General features: G+C 53.5%; 20 protein-coding genes and 1 other annotated feature. Of the genes, 12 read left to right on the top strand and 8 right to left on the bottom strand.

Annotated features, from left to right (window positions below; genetic code table 11):
- Positions 1–112: 112 nt before the first annotated feature.
- The 6 genes from rpsP (at position 113) to C5687_RS19345 (ending at position 4,052) form a co-directional block, all read left to right on the top strand.
- Positions 113–361, top strand: coding sequence for a 30S ribosomal protein S16 (gene rpsP / locus C5687_RS19370; protein ID WP_003863133.1), 249 nt, complete (start codon positions 113–115; stop codon positions 359–361).
- 15 nt (positions 362–376) lie between these two features.
- Entirely contained in the window at positions 377–916 is a 540-nt protein-coding gene (gene rimM / locus C5687_RS19365) for a ribosome maturation factor RimM (protein ID WP_032672618.1), read from the top strand.
- 31 nt (positions 917–947) lie between these two features.
- Positions 948–1,715 (top strand): tRNA (guanosine(37)-N1)-methyltransferase TrmD, encoded by a 768-nt coding sequence (gene trmD / locus C5687_RS19360; protein WP_008502493.1) that lies wholly within the window; start codon positions 948–950, stop codon positions 1,713–1,715.
- Between the two features lie 43 nt (positions 1,716–1,758).
- Positions 1,759–2,106: a 50S ribosomal protein L19 gene (gene rplS, locus C5687_RS19355; RefSeq protein ID WP_002914145.1), complete on the top strand. Its 348-nt coding sequence runs from the start codon at positions 1,759–1,761 to the stop codon at positions 2,104–2,106.
- Between the two features lie 132 nt (positions 2,107–2,238).
- A complete protein-coding gene (locus C5687_RS19350) occupies positions 2,239–2,643 on the top strand; it encodes a DUF2946 domain-containing protein (protein ID WP_094918824.1) in 405 nt (134 codons plus the stop codon).
- Between the two features lie 38 nt (positions 2,644–2,681).
- Positions 2,682–4,052 (top strand): PepSY-associated TM helix domain-containing protein, encoded by a 1,371-nt coding sequence (locus tag C5687_RS19345; protein ID WP_095441313.1) that lies wholly within the window; start codon positions 2,682–2,684, stop codon positions 4,050–4,052.
- A 2-nt stretch (positions 4,053–4,054) separates the two neighbouring features.
- Here C5687_RS19345 and C5687_RS19340 read toward each other — a convergent pair whose 3' ends face one another.
- The 4 genes from C5687_RS19340 to C5687_RS19325 form a co-directional block, all read right to left on the bottom strand.
- Positions 4,055–4,540 carry an OmpA family protein gene (locus C5687_RS19340; RefSeq protein ID WP_025759259.1) on the bottom strand — a complete coding sequence of 162 codons (486 nt, stop codon included), beginning with the start codon at positions 4,538–4,540 and terminating at the stop codon, positions 4,055–4,057.
- Positions 4,541–4,552: 12 nt separating this feature from the next.
- Positions 4,553–5,773, bottom strand: a complete 1,221-nt coding sequence (gene dgcN / locus C5687_RS19335) for a diguanylate cyclase DgcN/YfiN (protein WP_045286631.1) — start codon at positions 5,771–5,773, stop codon at positions 4,553–4,555.
- Positions 5,766–6,254 (bottom strand): regulatory sequestration protein YfiR, encoded by a 489-nt coding sequence (yfiR, locus tag C5687_RS19330; protein WP_224753061.1) that lies wholly within the window; start codon positions 6,252–6,254, stop codon positions 5,766–5,768. The genes dgcN and yfiR overlap by 8 nt, the downstream gene beginning before the upstream one ends.
- 201 nt (positions 6,255–6,455) lie before the next feature.
- A complete protein-coding gene (locus tag C5687_RS19325) occupies positions 6,456–6,830 on the bottom strand; it encodes a DUF2799 domain-containing protein (RefSeq protein WP_025759255.1) in 375 nt (124 codons plus the stop codon).
- A 214-nt stretch (positions 6,831–7,044) separates the two neighbouring features.
- Here C5687_RS19325 and aroF point away from each other — a divergent pair, with 214 nt between their 5' ends.
- From aroF to C5687_RS19310, 3 genes are read left to right on the top strand one after another with little or no spacing between them, the layout of a single operon-like run.
- Entirely contained in the window at positions 7,045–8,115 is a 1,071-nt protein-coding gene (aroF, locus tag C5687_RS19320; RefSeq protein ID WP_025759254.1) for a 3-deoxy-7-phosphoheptulonate synthase AroF, read from the top strand.
- Positions 8,116–8,125: 10 nt separating this feature from the next.
- Positions 8,126–9,247 (top strand): bifunctional chorismate mutase/prephenate dehydrogenase, encoded by a 1,122-nt coding sequence (gene tyrA, locus C5687_RS19315; RefSeq protein ID WP_025759253.1) that lies wholly within the window; start codon positions 8,126–8,128, stop codon positions 9,245–9,247.
- 60 nt (positions 9,248–9,307) lie between these two features.
- Positions 9,308–10,180 (top strand): SMP-30/gluconolactonase/LRE family protein, encoded by an 873-nt coding sequence (locus C5687_RS19310; RefSeq protein ID WP_095452156.1) that lies wholly within the window; start codon positions 9,308–9,310, stop codon positions 10,178–10,180.
- Here C5687_RS19310 and pheA read toward each other — a convergent pair.
- The 4 genes from pheA to bamD all read right to left on the bottom strand — a co-directional run bounded on the left by pheA (position 10,177) and on the right by bamD (position 12,951).
- Positions 10,177–11,337, bottom strand: a complete 1,161-nt coding sequence (gene pheA / locus C5687_RS19305; RefSeq protein ID WP_094918818.1) for a bifunctional chorismate mutase/prephenate dehydratase — start codon at positions 11,335–11,337, stop codon at positions 10,177–10,179. The genes C5687_RS19310 and pheA overlap by 4 nt on opposite strands.
- Before the next feature lie 30 nt (positions 11,338–11,367).
- Positions 11,368–11,493: a sequence feature (Phe leader region), on the bottom strand.
- Entirely contained in the window at positions 11,445–11,492 is a 48-nt protein-coding gene (pheL, locus tag C5687_RS19300) for a pheA operon leader peptide PheL (RefSeq protein ID WP_100249759.1), read from the bottom strand. (Overlaps the previous feature by 48 nt.)
- A 110-nt stretch (positions 11,494–11,603) precedes the next feature.
- On the bottom strand, positions 11,604–11,945 hold the full coding sequence (raiA, locus tag C5687_RS19295) for a ribosome-associated translation inhibitor RaiA (RefSeq protein WP_008502470.1): 342 nt from the start codon (positions 11,943–11,945) through the stop codon (positions 11,604–11,606).
- A gap of 268 nt (positions 11,946–12,213) precedes the next feature.
- A complete protein-coding gene (bamD, locus tag C5687_RS19290; protein ID WP_023308867.1) occupies positions 12,214–12,951 on the bottom strand; it encodes an outer membrane protein assembly factor BamD in 738 nt (245 codons plus the stop codon).
- Positions 12,952–13,082: 131 nt separating this feature from the next.
- Here bamD and rluD point away from each other — a divergent pair, with 131 nt between their 5' ends.
- The 3 genes from rluD (at position 13,083) to clpB (ending at position 17,494) form a co-directional block, all read left to right on the top strand.
- A complete protein-coding gene (gene rluD / locus C5687_RS19285) occupies positions 13,083–14,063 on the top strand; it encodes a 23S rRNA pseudouridine(1911/1915/1917) synthase RluD (protein WP_025759248.1) in 981 nt (326 codons plus the stop codon).
- A complete protein-coding gene (gene yfiH / locus C5687_RS19280) occupies positions 14,060–14,791 on the top strand; it encodes a purine nucleoside phosphorylase YfiH (protein ID WP_025759247.1) in 732 nt (243 codons plus the stop codon). Before rluD ends, yfiH begins: the two co-directional genes overlap by 4 nt.
- Positions 14,792–14,920: 129 nt before the next feature.
- Positions 14,921–17,494 (top strand): ATP-dependent chaperone ClpB, encoded by a 2,574-nt coding sequence (gene clpB / locus C5687_RS19275; RefSeq protein ID WP_025759246.1) that lies wholly within the window; start codon positions 14,921–14,923, stop codon positions 17,492–17,494.
- Positions 17,495–17,633 lie beyond the last annotated feature (139 nt).

Below are 17,633 nucleotides of genomic sequence, written 5' to 3'. Positions count from 1 at the left end.
TTTTGAGATTGCTTTTTGCCCGAAAATGAGTAAAATTTTCGGGCTTTTAATATGACACCCGGGCTCCGTTCCTCGATGGGGCCCGGTTGTTTTATTCACACAAGAGGATGTTATGGTAACTATTCGTTTAGCACGTCACGGCGCTAAAAAGCGTCCGTTCTACCAGGTTGTTGTGACTGACAGCCGTAATGCACGCAACGGTCGCTTCATCGAGCGCGTTGGTTTCTTCAACCCACTGGCCGCTGGCGCAGAAGAAGAAACTCGTCTGGATCTGGATCGTATCGCTCACTGGGTTGGCCAGGGCGCTACTGTTTCCGATCGCGTTGCTACGCTGATCAAAGCAGCAAACAAAGCAGCTTAATCTGTCACGGTGGTCATGATGAGCAATAAAGCACCTGTTGAACCGATTGTATTGGGAAAAATGGGTTCTTGCTACGGTATCCGTGGTTGGCTCAGAGTGTTTTCCTCCACTGAAGACGCTGATAGCATTTTTAATTACCAGCCCTGGTTTATCCAGAAAGGCGGTAAGTGGGAAGAGGTCGAGCTGGAAAGCTGGCGTCACCACAATCAGGACATCATCATCAAGCTGAAAGGCGTTGACGATCGTGATGCCGCGAATGCGCTGACTAATTGTGAAATTGTCGTGGATTCGTCGCAGTTGCCGGAGCTTGAAGAGGGTGACTACTACTGGAAAGACCTTATGGGCTGCCAGGTAGTGACCACTGAAGGCTACAGCCTGGGGAAAGTCATCGACATGATGGAAACCGGGTCAAATGACGTTCTCGTCATTAAGGCAAACCTGAAAGATGCATTTGGCATCAAGGAGCGGTTGGTCCCGTTCCTCGATGGACAGGTTATCAAGAAAGTCGATCTCACTACTCAAACCATTGAAGTAGATTGGGATCCTGGTTTTTAAATTCTCCGGATAAACGGTAAAAGACGGCGCTATGTGGATTGGCATAATTAGCCTGTTTCCTGAAATGTTCCGCGCGATTACCGATTACGGGGTAACTGGCCGGGCAGTAAAGAATGGCCTGCTGAGCATCCAGAGCTGGAGTCCTCGTGACTTCACGCATGACCGACACCGTACCGTGGACGATCGTCCTTACGGCGGCGGACCGGGGATGTTAATGATGGTGCAACCCTTACGGGACGCCATTCACACAGCAAAAGCCGCGGCAGGTGAAGGCGCAAAGGTGATTTATCTGTCACCTCAGGGACGCAAGCTTGATCAAGCGGGCGTGAGCGAACTGGCGACGAATCAAAAGCTGATTCTGGTCTGTGGTCGCTACGAAGGGATAGATGAGCGCGTAATTCAAACCGAGATTGACGAAGAATGGTCTATCGGCGATTACGTTCTCAGCGGTGGTGAGTTACCCGCAATGACGCTGATTGACTCTGTCGCCCGGTTCATTCCGGGTGTTCTGGGCCATGAAGCTTCGGCAACGGAAGATTCCTTTGCCGATGGATTGCTGGACTGTCCACACTATACTCGTCCTGAAGTGTTAGAAGGGATGGAAGTACCGGCAGTGTTACTGTCTGGAAACCATGCCGAGATACGTCGCTGGCGTTTGAAGCAGTCGCTGGGCCGAACCTGGCTTAGAAGACCTGAACTTCTGGAAAACCTGGCTCTGACTGAAGAGCAAGCAAAGTTGCTGGCCGAGTTCAAAACTGAACACGCGCAACAGCAGCATGAACATGATGGGAATGCGTAATACGCACCCGAATATCAGTTTACCCAGGATAAGAGATTAAATTATGAGCAACATTATTAAGCAACTTGAACAAGAGCAGATGAAGCAGGACGTACCTTCCTTCCGTCCAGGTGACACCGTGGAAGTGAAAGTATGGGTTGTTGAAGGTTCCAAAAAACGTCTGCAGGCATTCGAGGGCGTGGTTATCGCTATTCGTAACCGCGGTCTGCACTCTGCATTCACTGTTCGTAAAATTTCCAACGGCGAAGGCGTTGAGCGTGTCTTCCAGACTCACTCTCCGGTAGTTGACAGCATTGCTGTTAAACGTCGTGGTGCTGTACGTAAAGCTAAACTGTACTACCTGCGTGAGCGTACTGGTAAGTCTGCTCGTATTAAAGAGCGTCTGAACTAAGATTCGCTTAAGCGACATCCTGTTAGAAAGGGCTGGCCGAAAGGCTGGCCCTTTTTTTATCCCATCGCACCTCTCGCGTTAACCATTTCGTCATAAATCATTTACAATGCTTGCCTCTTGAGGGGAGGGGAAGTGGATAACGTACTGCATCAGCAAAACCGGAAACGCGCAGCGGCCTTGATCGCGCTGTTTGCGATCCTGCTGATCGTGGTGGCGCCGCTGATCTCCGTCTCGTTGCAAAAAGATCCCATGAGCGCCATGCCGGGTATGCACCATGACATGAGCATGATGTCGATGGATGAGCACCACGGCGATATGTCCCACACGGTACCTGTTGACCATGCTGAAGCGTGCGGCTACTGCGTGCTGTTAGCGCACGTGCCGGGCATGATGCTGGCGCTTATCGTCCTGCTCAGCGTGGTGCTGCAGAGGCTTCGCGTGAAACCGCCGCGTCAGGCGGTCAGCCACTGGCACTTTTTCCCCTGGCTTTACCCTGATACCCGCGCGCCACCGCGGCAGTCTGCTTTTTCCATTTAAAAAAATATTGATAACTTTTTGCCTTAAAAAGGAAAAGTATGACGACCTGCACTTCGCGCGCGGCATGGGGAAACCTGCTGCGTCGCCTCCATTTCTATGTTGGGCTGTTTGTCGGCCCGTTTATCTTCTTCGCCGCGCTGACCGGTACGCTGTATGTGGCAACCCCGCAGCTGGAGAATGCGCTCTACCGGCATGCGCTCCACACGGATTCCGTGGGCGAGCCGCAGCCTCTGGCGGAACAAATCGCCGTGGCGGAAAAAACCGTTGGATCAGATTTACGTTTGCACGCCGTTCGTCCGGGGCTGGTTAAAGGTGAAACCACCCGCGTGATGTTTGCTGACCCGAAACTTGGGCCATCGGAGAACCGGGCTATCTTTATCGATCCGGTGAGCCTGGCGGTGCTGGGAGATCTGACGGTATACGGCACCAGCGGGATTTTACCCCTGCGTCAGACTATTGATTACCTGCATACGTCCCTGATGCTGGGCGACATTGGGCGCCTCTACAGCGAGCTGGCGGCCTCCTGGATGTGGGTGGCCGCGCTGGGTGGTATTGCCCTGTGGTTTTATACCCGACCCAAACGACGGATCAACAATCGCTTCCAGAACCGGCGTCGCGTGCACGTGACGCTGGGCTGGGCTTTGCTGGGCGGAATGCTCTTATTCTCTGCAACCGGCCTGACCTGGTCCCAGTGGGCTGGCGGGAACGTTGATAAGCTGCGGGCAGAGATGAACTGGCTCACCCCTCAGGTGAACACCACGCTCTCCGGTGTGCCGGAGAGCGTGGATGAACATGCCGAACACCATAGCCATCACGGCGGAATGATGATGCCGGAGATGGCGATGGATCTGACGCAGTTTGATGGGGTCTTAAGCGCGGCGCGTAAAGCGGGGATTGATGCCAGCAAGCTGGAGATCCGCCCGGCGCAAACGGCAGATCGCGCCTGGACGGTGACGGAAATCGATCGCAGCTGGCCAACCCAGGTGGACGCCGTTGCGGTTGATCCGCATACGATGCAGGTGCTGGACCGAACCCGATTTGAGGATTTCCCGCTAATGGCAAAACTGACCCGCTGGGGAGTAGATTTTCATATGGGGATCTTATTCGGGTTGGTGAATCAGCTACTGCTCGTCGTGTTCGGCCTTGCCCTGTGCGTGCTCATCATCTGGGGATACCGGATGTGGTGGATGCGTCGTCCGGCGCAATCGACAGTGAGTCCGGTGCAGACGCTTTGCCAGAGCTGGCTGGCGTTGTCGGGCTGGGGAAGGGGAATTACGGGGTTGATTAGCCTGCTGCTGGGGATAGCCCTGCCAGTCATGGGCGTGAGTCTGGCGCTGTTTGTTCTGGTGGACTGGCTACGCTGGCGAGCGGCAACAGGGGTGACGCTCGCCGAATCTTCCGCTAAATAACCCTATGGCGTGCTGATAACCACGGCAACCCGGCGGTTTTCAGCACGTCCTTGTGGGGTACTGTTGCTCGCAACCGGGTATTTTTGACCCAATCCCTGCGTGGTGAGATTGCTGCGCGGGATATTCGCTCCCTTCGCCCAGGCGTCGGCCACGGCATTGGCGCGTTTTAACGACAGCGCATTGTTGTAGCTTTCTTCACCGTAATTGTCCGTGTGGCCGTCCATTCGCGCGTGGTTCAGGCCGGTTTCGGCAAGGCGAGAGGCCATGGACTTGATCTGTGTTTCACTTTCCGGTCGCAGCCGGGCGTCATTTTTATCAAACAGGATGGTATCCGAGAGGCCAAGTGACCAGTCACCGTTCAGTTCGTTAAAACCGTAAGACTTCATCGCCGCGATTTGCTCAGGAGTGAATTTGCCTTCCGGTGGCGACTGACAGCCTGCCAGAACCATTGAGGCCAGAACTAACGGCGCGAAGTATCGTTTTAACATAGTGTATCCTTTCTAACTTATTGTTTTTGTACGCTGGTTTTTAACCTGGTACATATTGCGGTCAGCCCTCTCCAGTAATGCTTCCATGGAAGCATTTTCCCACGCCAGAGCAAAGCCAATGCTGAGTGACATTGATGCTTTTTGTCCGTTATGGAGATCAAACGGACGGATAAACTGCTGCGAAAGCGCAGCACAAATGTGTTGTACCTCAAGCTCAGAGTGCACGCCGTAGAGCACCATGGCAAATTCGTCACCGCCAAGGCGATATGACTGATGACGTTTGTCGCCAAACTCCATCATTCTGCTCGCCACTTCAATCAGCACGCAGTCTCCTGCCGCATGTCCCCAGGTGTCGTTAATAAACTTAAAGTTATCACCGTCGAGGAAGAGCAGGGCCGAGTTGGTTCTGGCTGAAGGGTCGTTCATTAAGGCCGCAATGCTGTTACGAAACGCCGCACGGTTGGCAAGGCCGGTGAGCGGATCGTGCATGGCGGTCCGCAACAGCTGGGCGTTCTTGGCCTGCAGTTTCAGCTGCCACTCTTCCATCTCATCCAGAAGACTGTTGAAGTCTTCACCAAACTGGTGAAACTCTTCGATGCGGCCATCTTTCACCCTGCGGGAGAAGTTGCGGTTAGTGCGGACATCATGTACGACGTCGGTGATGTTTTGCAGGGCCGTCACCATACCGTGATGCAAAGACTGGGTAATGGTGAGTGCGACGACGGTAGCAAAAAGAATGCAGCCGGTAAGCACGGCAAACGACATCCAGATGAAATGACTGATGAGACTGTCTCGCGCGGTAAGGCGAATTTCGCCGACCATTGCGCCGTTATGCATGATGGGCTGCGCAACCGGAACGGGAAAAAGCCAGCGACTGACCAGAGCGCCCAGTGTGTCGTTGTTATCCTCCGGGTTCCAGGACCAGTAAGCAAACCGCTTTTTATGCGCGTTGACCACCTCGGCCACGGCAAACTGCCCCTGTTTACCCAGGGCCGCAAGCGTTTCGTTGGCCGCCAGAGAATCGTTGAACACCAGCGAGGCTTCCAGGCTGTGGCTCATTGTTGCGCCAGTTAATTCCAGGTTCTTTTGCGCGTATTGTTTTAACGTCACAACGGAAGCAAAACAGAGCAACACCCATATTAACGTCATCGTGATGATGACGCTTATCATGCTGTTTCGCCTCAACGTTCTTTTAAACGTCGGACGTGGCGTTGAAGTGAAATCTTTATCCATGCTGCTTATTCCGTGCAAGCATTAATACATCCGGATTGACTCTAACGCCACTGCGCGTCAGCGCATCCAGATTGACGGAGAACCGTACCTGGTCGCGATCGATCATCAGGCAAAACGCGCTGCCAATTACACATTCCGGATTTTGCTCTGAGATTAAAAGTAATGCTCTGCCCTGATATTGACTTATTAATTCAAGTTGTTTGGCCGGTGATTCAGACCCGAAATAAATAGCATCGCACGTCGCGGCCAGGGCTTCCCGATCGTTACGCACAATAACGGGAGTATAAGGTAACTCGCTATGCCCCTCATTGCTGCTGAGTGCGTGAGTATAATGAGAGGTGGCGTAGACGCAGAGTTTAGGCTGTCCGGAAAGTGACGGCCATCGCGTATAGCTCACTATGCCTGAGACAATCGAACGTACCGATTTATCCGTTTCCGTGAGCGTGCCTGCCGTCGCCGGGCCCACCATAAAGAACAGCATTAGCACCAGAGTAAGTCGGAACAAAGAGTTCAAGAATGAATTTCTCACCAGAATCCGCCACAACGCTCCGGAAATAGATGTCCTTAAGAGTTGCGGGCAGAATACCATTGTTTATCAAAGCCGTCATTATGTCAGGAATAGCGTCCGGCCGACCTAAGCTAAATCCTACAGTTGTTTATTTTTCGATGAATAAAAACAGATTTAATTCAGTCTGCTGGAACGCATACTTTCATCCATTCCTTGTTGCCATGCGGTATGCAGTTTTGCGGCGTTTTCGACAGTATCGCAACTGGCAGGAAAAGATTTGCCTGCTAAACCCCAGGCGTGGATAAAGCCTTCTTCGCAAACTTTCTTCTGACCATCGGCATAGCCGCGAAGATATTCACTACGATCAACGTGTGGATCGTTAAAACTATCGGCCAGGGTCTGGTTATCTTTAACCGGCAGGCCGTTCATGGCGTCTTCTTTACCTGCATCAAACCAGGATGGACTGGTCCAGTCGGGCTGGAAAGTGTAAGGATTGATCTGGCAGCCCGATAACAACAGCGACAACAGCACAAGAGCAATTGAACGCATAGCCATTCTCCTTTTTTCTTCAGCATAGCCTGGCAAATGCTAGCTCGTATGTAATTTAATCTTTACGTTTTTACCGGCTGATATTGGCAATAAAATGGCTTCTGTAAATTAAAGTGTACGTATTTTGGATTGAAATGTTTACTTTTTATGGTATCGTGGTGTCACCTCATTGAGGAAAACAACTATCGCAAACGAGCTTTACAGGATCGCCATCATGCAAAAAGACGCGCTGAACAATGTACATATCACTGACGAACAGGTTTTAATCACGCCGGATCAACTGAAAGCGGAGTTCCCGCTGAGCGTCGCGCAGGAGGCTCAGATTGAGCACTCGCGCCAGACCATTTCTGACATCATCGCCGGCCGCGATCCGCGCCTGCTGGTGGTATGTGGTCCGTGCTCCATTCACGATCCTGAAACCGCCATTGAGTACGCTCGTCGATTTAAAGCATTAGCGGAGGAGGTCAGCGATAGCCTCTATCTGGTGATGCGCGTCTATTTTGAGAAGCCACGTACGACCGTTGGCTGGAAAGGGTTGATTAACGATCCGCACATGGATGGCTCGTTTGATGTGGAAGCAGGCCTGAAGATTGCGCGTCGCCTGCTGGTGGAGCTGGTCAGCATGGGGCTGCCGCTGGCAACCGAAGCGCTGGATCCAAACAGCCCGCAGTACCTGGGCGATCTGTTCAGCTGGTCCGCCATTGGTGCACGTACCACGGAATCACAAACCCACCGTGAGATGGCGTCTGGCCTGTCGATGCCGGTTGGCTTTAAAAACGGTACCGATGGTAGCCTGGCGACGGCGATCAACGCCATGCGCGCTGCCGCCATGCCGCACCGCTTTGTCGGTATTAACCAGGCAGGCCAGGTGTGTCTCCTGCAAACCCAGGGCAACCCGGACGGGCATGTGATCCTGCGCGGCGGTAAAGCGCCGAACTACAGCCCGGCAGATGTGGCGCAGTGTGAAAAAGAGATGGAGCAGGCGGGACTGCGCCCGGCACTGATGGTAGATTGCAGTCATGGTAATTCCAATAAAGATTACCGTCGTCAGCCTGCGGTTGCGGAATCCGTGGTCGCGCAGATCAAAGATGGCAACCGTTCGATTATCGGACTGATGATTGAGAGCAACATTCATGAAGGCAATCAATCATCTGAACAACCGCGCAGCGCAATGAAGCACGGCGTATCCGTGACGGATGCCTGCATCAGCTGGGAGACCACCGATGCCCTGCTGCGTGAGATCCATAAAGATTTAAACGGCCAGCTGGCGGCGCGTCTGGCTTAAGAGGTTAGTTATGGTTGCTGAATTGACCGCATTACGCGATCAAATTGATGAAGTGGATAAGGCGCTGCTGGATCTGCTGGCGCGCCGTATGGCGCTGGTTGCCGAAGTTGGTGAAGTAAAAAGCAAATACGGTCTGCCAATTTACGTCCCGGAGCGCGAAGCCTCCATGCTGGCCTCCCGTCGCAAAGAGGCGCAGGCGCTGGGCGTTTCGCCGGATTTGATTGAAGATGTTCTGCGTCGCGTGATGCGGGAATCCTATTCCAGCGAAAACGACAAGGGCTTCAAAACCCTCTGCCCGTCCCTGCGTCCGGTGGTGATTGTCGGCGGGGCAGGGCAGATGGGGCGTCTGTTTGAAAAAATGCTGACCCTTTCTGGCTATCAGGTACGCATTCTGGAAAAAGAGGACTGGGCACAGGCACCGGAGCTCATGAAAGATGCCGGGATGGTTATCGTCAGCGTGCCGATCCACGTGACGGAGCAGATCATCGGGAAACTTCCTCCTTTACCGAAAGACTGCATCCTGGTGGACCTGGCCTCTGTCAAAAATGGTCCGCTGCAGGCAATGCTGGCGGCGCATACCGGGCCGGTGCTGGGGCTGCACCCGATGTTTGGCCCGGACAGTGGCAGCCTGGCTAAGCAGGTGGTGGTCTACTGTGACGGTCGTCAGCCGGAAGCCTATCAGTGGTTCCTGGAACAGATTCAGGTCTGGGGCGCGCGGTTGCACCGCATCAGCGCGGTCGAACACGATCAAAACATGGCTTTCATTCAGGCGCTGCGCCACTTCGCCACGTTTGCCTATGGTCTGCATCTGGCGGAAGAGAACGTTCAGCTTGAACAGCTGCTGGCGCTCTCTTCACCGATCTATCGTCTGGAGCTGGCGATGGTCGGGCGTCTGTTTGCGCAGGATCCGCAGCTGTACGCGGACATCATCATGTCCTCCGAAAACAACCTGGCGCTCATCAAGCGTTACTATCAGCGATTTGGGGAAGCCATTACGCTGCTGGAGCACGGAGACAAGCAGGCGTTTATCGACAGTTTCCGCAAGGTCGAACACTGGTTTGGCGACTACGCGCAGCGTTTCCAGAGTGAAAGCCGCACGCTGTTGCGCCAGGCAAATGACAGTCGCCAGTAATGCGATGATGTATATACTAAAAGCCAGCATCGCTGGCTTTTTTCATTTTGGGGAACCGACATGGCCGAACCGCAGTTGCTGTTCAATTACACCGGGCATCTGCCCGAATGCCCGACGTGGAGCGCAGAAGAGCGCACACTCTACTGGGCGGATATTCTGGAAGGGGAGATCCACCGATACCATCTGCCGACCGCGGAACATACCGTGCTCTCTTTCCATGAGGAGGTGGGCTGTTTTGCACTGCGTGAGCGCGGCGGGTTTATCGTCGCTATGCGCACTGGCATCTGGCTGGCTGACAAGCATGGCCTTCTGCAGCGCAAGGTGTGTGATAACCCCTCTAATCCGCAGCTGGCGCGTTTTAATGATGGAGGAACCGACAGTCAGGGGCGTTTCTATGCGGGGACCTTCTGGGGACCGGGGGATTACAACGGCGCACTGCTGATGCGTATCGACAACGACCTGACGCCGAAAGTGATCCAGTGCGATATTCACGGGCACAACGGTTTAGCGTTTAGCCCGGATAATCAGTGGATGTTTACCTCAGACACGCCAAATGGTGTGATTTACCGTACGCCGCTCGATGAGCAGGGCGAACCGGGCAGGCGTGAGGTATTTCGTCAGTTCAAAGAGGGGGAGGGGATACCGGACGGCGCGGCAATGGATGTGGAAGGCTGCTACTGGAGCGCGCTGTTTGACGGATGGCGTATCGCGCGTTTTTCTCCACAAGGGGAGCAACTGGAAGAGTATGAAATGCCGGTACGTTGCCCGACGATGGTCTGTTTTGGCGGTGACGACATGAAAACGCTGTTCATCACGACCACGCGGGAAAATATGGACGCGCAGGAGGTGGCGCAGTATCCACTCTCCGGCGCCATCTTCACCCTGCCCGTTAACGTGGCAGGGATGAAGAAAAGCCGCTTTATCGAACGTTAGATGGGATCGACCGGCACGACGTTTTCACTTGGATAGCAGCCCAGCACTTTCATTGAACGGGTAATTTCACCCAGTTCGCGCAGGGCTTTCTGCATGGAAGCAGACTCCAGGTTGGCCTGGATATCAAGGTAGAACATCTCTTCCCACGGGTTCCCGTGGATCGGACGTGATTCCAGTTTCGTCATGATCAGGTTATGGTTACGCAGCACCAGCAGGGCTTCAACCAGCGCGCCGGCCTGCTGGCCGGTCGCCATCAGCAGCGTGGTTTTGGCCGGGACCTGGTCTGACACATTAATGGCCTTGCGGGCCAGCACCACAAAGCGGGTGATGTTTTGCGTCTGGTTTGCCAGGTTGCGTTCCAGCACCTGTAAACCATACAGCGCGCCGCCCGCTTCGCTACCGAGCGCCGCGACGGCGGGGGAGTTAGCCTGTGCGACTTTTTCCATCGCCGCGGAGGTGCTTTCGGTGTACTCGATTTTCCAGTTCGGGTAGCGGTTCAGAAACTGGCTGCACTGCTGGAACGGCTGCGGGTGGCTGTAGACGGTTTCGATCTTGCTCAGGTCCGTTGAGCCAGAGACCAGCACGCAGTGATCGATAGGGATCGTCAGTTCGCCAACCAGCGACAGGCTGGTGTGCTGCAGCAAATCGTAGACGTCGTTGATGGCGCCGGAGCTGGTGTTTTCAATCGGCACGACGGCGTAATCCGCCTGGCCGGTCTCGACCTGATTGAAAATATCGGCAAACTTCGCACAGCCGCTCTCAATAAATTCTTCGAAATGGCGTGCGGCATACTGACGTGCAGCCAGGTGAGAATAAGAGCCCTTCGGTCCGAGGAAGGCGATACGCGCAGAGTGCGGATTGGTTTTGTTCAGGTGCTGCTGGAGTAAAGCTTGCTGGGTCAGAACAGAGTCTTCGATGATGAGCTGGAACAACCGGGTGATGTAATGGGCATCGAGGTGATGCGCTTTACCGAGCTGAATCAGCCGCTCCAGCAGATCGCGCTCGCGGTCAATATCACGGACCGGGCGATGGGAGTCCAGCTTGGCTTTACCCACTTCGATGGCGAGCGCGCGGCGTTCGGCCAGCAGAGCCAGTAATTTTTCATCCAGTGCGCTGATCTTTACTCGCAGATCCAGTAACGGGTTTTCCGGTGTCATAGTGTTGCCTGTCTCATTTTATCGTTATCAATAAAAAAGGCCCCCCGGTGTGGGAGGCCTTGTTGTTCGTCTTCGCATTCTTTATCACACGACGAAACGCCTCCCGTTCAGGGGAAGGTAAAAAAGAATGCGAAGAAGAACGGTGTCAGTTTCATAAGGTCATCCTGTGATTGATATCGTTAAAGTACCCGTACTGTTTTCACCCTGTCAATAAAAAACAAAAAACGCGCCCGAAGGCGCGTTGGCGGTACACTCAATTTAAAGGATTACTCTTCTTCAACTTCTTCCGCGAAGCTGGCGTCTTTCACCGATGTTGTGGCGCGACGGGCTTCACCTTTGTGTTGCACTTTATTGAGCTGCCGTTCCAGCTTGTTGATCAAATCGTTAATAGCGGTGTACATATCCTCATGTTTTGCGCTGGCGACCAGATGGCCGTTTGGAGTATTGATAGTTGCGTCAGCGATGAAACCCTGCGGCTCCTTAGACAGGATGATATGTGGATTAATCAAATGTGTTTGCCATTTATCCAGTTTGGCGAGACGGTCTGCGACGTGCTGGCGAATTGCCGGAGTAATTTCCATTTGTTTACTGGTAATGTTCATTGTCATAAATTTTACCTCTTGTCTTTCCGTCTTGGTGATTCCAGCATACCCGACCCAATGTCAAAATGTGTGATTTAGATCACGTTATTTTGTCGGTTTTTGTCAGGGAATCTTTTTTGTGAGGCAGGGCAGGAAGAGGTGAGATTTACCTTGTGGAAGGCAAAAATTGCGGTCATAGTTGACGGGATGTGTTGAGGCTAAAGCGCTTCAGCGACGTTCATAAATGAATAAAAAAACGGCAGCCTTCGGGCTGCCGTTTTGCATTGAGGTCATATCAGGTGTTGCTGCTGTTGGCGGCGATGATTTTCGCCACTTTTTCAGCCTGGGCGGTCATCTGCATCTGACGGTACGCATTTTCCATCAGCTTCAGACCGTCGCGCGTTGCCTGGGTATCCGGGTAATCGCGCAGCATACCTTCTACGCGGTTAACCACGGCAACCCATGCGCCACGGCGGGTATAGTATTCCGCCACAGAGTATTCATATTTCGCCAGACGATCTTTCAGGAACACCAGACGTTTGGTGGCGTCAGTCACGTACTGGCTGTTCGGATAGCCGCGCACCAGTTTGGAGAAGTCATTGAAGGCGTCACGCGCATGCTGCGGGTCACGGTCGGAACGATCCACGCCGAAGAAGCCCTGAAGCGCACTGTCATCCAGCGCCATGTTGGTGAGACCGCGCATGTACATGACATAGTCGATGTTAGGATGAGTCGGGTTCAGACGCATGAAACGATCGATGGTTGCCTGTGCCAGCGGCAGATCGGCATTTTTATAGTATGCGTAGATGAGATCTAACTGTACCTGCTGCGAATACGGACCAAATGGATAGCGATTATCCAACGCTTCCAGTTGCGTTATCGCCTGTTTCCAGTTACCGTCCTGCAACTTTTGTTGTGCAGTCGCATAGATTTCATTCGGCGGATTGTCAGGGACCTGTTCATTTGAACCGGAGCAGCCCACCAAAGCCAGGCTCAACGTGGCCGCTGCCACCAGATATTTCATGCGCGTCATGACGTTTTGACTTTCCTCAAATGTTTGTCCGGGAGAAACTCTGTTCCTGCTCCCGATTAAGACCAGCTACAATAGCACACTATATTAAACGGCAAAGCCGTAAAACCCAACGTTAAACGAAGAAGCAGTTTATGGCACAACGAGTAGAACTCACCGCAACAGTCTCCGAAAATCAGCTCGGTCAACGCTTAGATCAGGCTTTGGCCGAATTGTTCCCTGATTATTCGCGTTCACGCATAAAAGAATGGATCCTTGACCAGCGCGTGATGGTAAACGGCAAGATCTGGGACAAACCAAAAGAGAAAGTGTTAGGTGGGGAAGCTGTCGCCATCAATGCTGAAATCGAAGAGGAAATCCGTTTCGAGCCGCAGGATATCCCACTGGACATCGTCTACGAAGATGATGACATCCTGGTGATCAACAAGCCGCGCGACCTGGTGGTTCATCCGGGCGCGGGGAACCCTGACGGTACGGTACTTAACGCACTTCTCCATTATTATCCGCCCATCGCGGATGTTCCGCGCGCGGGCATTGTGCACCGTCTGGATAAAGACACGACCGGTCTGATGGTGGTCGCGAAGACTGTTCCAGCGCAGACCCGTCTGGTGGAATCGCTGCAGCTGCGCGAAATTACCCGTGAGTATGAAGCGGTAGCCATCGGGCATATGACCTCTGGCGGTACGGTGGAAGAGCCAATCAGTCGTCACCCAACCAAACGTACTCATATGTCGGTGCATCCGATGGGTAAACCCGCGGTAACGCATTACCGCATTATGGAGCACTTCCGCATTCATACGCGCTTGCGTCTGCGTCTGGAAACCGGGCGTACTCACCAGATCCGTGTTCACATGGCACACATTACCCATCCGCTGGTGGGGGATCAGGTCTACGGTGGCCGTCCGCGTCCGCCTAAAGGCGCATCGGATGAGTTCATCAGCGTATTGCGCAAATTCGATCGCCAGGCGCTGCACGCGACCATGCTGCGCCTTTACCATCCGATCACCGGTATTCAGATGGAGTGGCATGCGCCTATCCCACAGGATATGGTGGAACTTATTGACGCGATGCGTGCTGATTTCGAAGAACATAAGGATCAAGTGGACTGGTTATGACCAAACTGATTGTCCCGGAGTGGCCATTGCCTGAAGGCGTGGCTGCCTGCAGTTCAACCCGCACTGGCGGCGTTAGCCAGGGTGCCTGGGAGTCTTTGAACCTCGGTGCGCACTGTGGCGATGATCCTGAGCATGTTGAAGAGAACCGCAGGCGCCTGTTTGCTGCAGGGAACCTGCCGTCGAAACCGGTCTGGCTTGAACAGGTTCATGGTAAAGCGGTACTGAAGTTGACGGGAGAACCCTACGCTTCTAAACGTGCTGACGCCTCTTACAGTAATACTCCGGGCACCGTTTGTGCCGTAATGACGGCCGATTGCCTGCCGGTTCTGTTTTGTAACCGTGCAGGTACCGAGGTTGCCGCAGCGCATGCTGGCTGGCGTGGTCTGTGTGAAGGCGTGCTGGAGGAGACTGTCGCCTGCTTTAAGGATGACCCCGCCAATATCATGGCCTGGCTTGGCCCGGCCATCGGTCCTCGTGCCTTTGAAGTAGGACCGGAAGTCCGCGATGCTTTTATGGAAAAAGATCCGCAAGCCGTGGACGCCTTCCAGCCTTCGGGGAATAAATATCTGGCCGATATTTACCAGCTTGCCCGTCAGCGTCTGAATAATGTTGGTGTGACGCAGATTTTCGGCGGCGATCGCTGCACCTTCACCGAAAAGGGCGATTTTTTCTCTTATCGCCGCGACAAGACCACGGGGCGTATGGCAAGTTTCATTTGGCTGATATAACCTAAAGAATCAAGACGATCCGGCACGTGCTGTTTTCTTTTCACATAATTCAGGTCATTAACCTTGAATAATTGAGGGATGACCTCATTTAATCTCCAGTAGCAAATTTGACCTGTTATGGGAGGAGTTATGCGTCTGGATCGTCTTACTAATAAATTCCAGCTTGCTCTCGCCGATGCCCAGTCCCTCGCACTGGGGCACGACAACCAGTTTATCGAACCTCTTCATTTAATGAGCGCCTTGCTGAATCAGGAAGGGGGATCGGTACGTCCTTTATTAACGTCTGCTGGCATTAATGCTGGCCAGTTGCGCACCGCCATCGATCAGGCGCTGAGTCGTTTACCGCAGGTCGAAGGGACCGGCGGGGACGTGCAGCCGTCGCAGGATCTGGTGCGTGTGCTGAACCTTTGCGACAAGCTGGCGCAAAAACGTGGGGACAACTTTATTTCGTCAGAGCTGTTTGTTCTGGCGGCGCTTGAATCACGCGGTACCTTGACCGACCTGCTGAAATCTGCCGGAGCAACCACCGCCAATGTGACTCAGGCGATTGAGAAAATGCGCGGAGGTGAAAGCGTGAACGATCAGGGAGCCGAAGACCAACGTCAGGCTTTGAAGAAATTTACGGTCGATCTGACCGAACGTGCTGAGCAGGGCAAACTTGACCCGGTGATCGGCCGTGACGAAGAGATCCGCCGTACGATTCAGGTACTGCAGCGTCGTACCAAGAACAACCCCGTACTGATTGGTGAGCCGGGGGTCGGTAAAACTGCCATCGTTGAAGGGCTGGCGCAGCGTATTGTGAACGGTGAAGTGCCGGAAGGGCTGAAAGGCCGCCGCGTGCTGGCGCTGGATATGGGCGCGCTGGTGGCCGGTGCGAAATACCGCGGGGAGTTCGAAGAGCGTCTGAAAGGCGTCCTTAACGATCTCGCGAAACAGGAAGGCAACGTTATCCTGTTTATCGACGAACTGCACACCATGGTCGGTGCTGGTAAGGCGGACGGCGCGATGGATGCCGGGAACATGCTGAAACCTGCGCTGGCGCGCGGTGAACTTCACTGCGTCGGTGCTACTACGCTTGATGAGTACCGTCAGTACATTGAAAAAGATGCTGCGCTGGAACGTCGTTTCCAGAAAGTGTTTGTCGCTGAGCCAAGCGTTGAAGATACCATCGCGATTTTACGTGGTCTGAAAGAGCGCTATGAACTGCACCACCATGTGCAGATCACTGACCCGGCCATCGTAGCGGCTGCGACGCTTTCGCATCGTTACATCGCCGACCGTCAGTTGCCCGATAAGGCCATCGACCTGATTGATGAAGCGGCTTCAAGCATTCGTATGCAGATTGACTCGAAACCGGAAGAGCTGGACAGACTTGACCGACGCATCATTCAGCTCAAGCTGGAACAGCAGGCGCTGAAGAAAGAGTCTGATGAAGCCAGTAAGAAACGTCTGGATATGCTCAATGAAGAACTGGACGATAAAGAGCGCCAGTATTCCGAGCTGGAAGAAGAATGGAAAGCCGAGAAAGCTTCCCTGTCCGGTACGCAGACAATTAAAGCTGAACTCGAACAGGCAAAAATTGCCATTGAGCAGGCGCGACGCGTGGGCGACCTGGCGCGAATGTCCGAGCTGCAGTACGGCAAAATTCCTGAGCTGGAAAAACAGCTTGAGATTGCGACGCAATCGGAAGGTAAAACGATGCGTCTGTTGCGTAATAAAGTCACGGATGCCGAGATTGCTGAAGTCCTTGCTCGCTGGACCGGCATTCCGGTAGCACGCATGCTTGAAGGTGAGCGTGAAAAACTGCTGCGCATGGAGAACGATCTCCACAATCGGGTGATTGGCCAGAACGAGGCGGTTGAGGCGGTATCGAATGCTATTCGTCGTAGCCGTGCAGGGCTGTCCGACCCGAATCGTCCGATTGGTTCCTTCCTGTTCCTGGGGCCGACCGGTGTCGGTAAGACCGAGCTGTGTAAAGCGCTGGCTAACTTTATGTTCGACAGCGACGATGCAATGGTCCGTATCGACATGTCCGAGTTTATGGAAAAACACGCCGTTTCGCGTCTGGTCGGTGCGCCTCCGGGATACGTTGGTTATGAAGAGGGTGGGTACCTGACAGAAGCGGTGCGTCGTCGCCCTTATTCCGTCATCCTGCTGGATGAGGTGGAAAAAGCGCATCCGGATGTGTTCAACATTCTGCTTCAGGTCCTGGACGATGGTCGTCTGACAGACGGGCAGGGGAGAACGGTCGATTTCCGTAATACGGTTGTCATCATGACCTCGAACCTGGGCTCCGATCTGATTCAGGAACGTTTCGGCGAACTGGACTACAGCCATATGAAGGATCTGGTGCTGGGTGTGGTAAGCCATAACTTCCGTCCGGAGTTCATCAACCGTATTGATGAAGTGGTGGTGTTCCATCCGCTGGGTGAGAAACACATTGCGTCGATTGCGCAGATCCAGCTGCAGCGTCTGTATAAACGTCTGGAAGAACGTGGATATGAAATTCACATCTCCGATGAAGCGCTGAAACTGCTGAGTAAAAATGGTTACGATCCGGTTTACGGTGCGCGTCCATTAAAACGTGCTATCCAGCAGCAGATCGAAAACCCGCTGGCGCAGCAGATCCTTTCCGGGGAGCTGATTCCAGGAAAAGTTATTCGCCTGGAAGCCAACGACGATCGCATTGTGGCAGTGCAGTAGGTCACAAAACGCAAAAACGAGCCGCTTGCGGCTCGTTTTTGTTTAAAAACCAGGCGAGAATTGAGGTCTGGAGTCAGATTTGCCTGGAAAGTGAGCAGTCAGTAAATAATTTTCACTTTATCCTTGCAGGTTCGGAATT

The organism is Enterobacter sichuanensis (genome assembly GCF_002939185.1).
Taxonomy (GTDB): Bacteria; Pseudomonadota; Gammaproteobacteria; order Enterobacterales; family Enterobacteriaceae; genus Enterobacter; species Enterobacter sichuanensis.
The sequence above is the reverse complement of the archived record's forward strand: the minus strand, read 5'-3'. Positions and strand labels throughout refer to the sequence as shown.